The sequence below is a fragment of the Chryseobacterium contaminans genome, from assembly GCF_001684955.1.
Lineage (GTDB): Bacteria > Bacteroidota > Bacteroidia > Flavobacteriales > Weeksellaceae > Chryseobacterium > Chryseobacterium contaminans.
Window position 1 is genome coordinate 1 of the sequence record NZ_MAYF01000244.1, and the last position, 600, is coordinate 600.

Here is a 600-nt window from a genome sequence, read left to right on the forward strand (position 1 = left end):
TCTCAATCTGAATTGGTGGTTACCAAAAACTTAAGCCGGTCTCTGTTCTGGTGAACTATCTTCCGGATTTTTTCGTCTTCAAGATTCTCCTGATGGGTTATAAAAAAGACTTCAATATCTTTTTGTGAATACTCTTCATTGAAAAACTTTTCCAACGCATCGGAAACCTCCAGCGTTGGACTCACGTGATTAAGGTTTTCAATTACATTTTCCACTTTATCCAGAGAAATGGGAATGGCAGCCTGTCCCAAAGCCATCACTTTACATTCCGAATGGGCTTTCGGATGCTTAATAATGGCAATAGCAGATGCAAAAGCCAGTACTTTTGGTGTTCCCCAATTTCTAAGTGAGGTGTCAATCAGTATAATTCTTTCAAAGATATTTTCTTCAGGTGGTATTTCTCTTTGGATGTATAAAGCTTCATTATTAGCCACACGGTTCATGAATACATCGTCTTCATTGGCAAATTCTGACAAAAGCATTCTATGAAAGTCTCCTTTGTTGGTCATATCAGAAATTCCACCAATAGGCTGCTCTCCGGGAGAAAGATGCCGCATCGGAATTCTAAGTCCGCTCCAGATTCTTTTGATAAGGCTTCCT

At 39.5% G+C, this 600-nt stretch carries 1 pseudogene; it reads right to left on the bottom strand.

Annotated features, from left to right (window positions below):
- Nucleotides 1-2: 2 nt before the first annotated feature.
- Nucleotides 3-600, bottom strand: a pseudogene (locus BBH99_RS12905) (hypothetical protein); the annotation flags it as partial.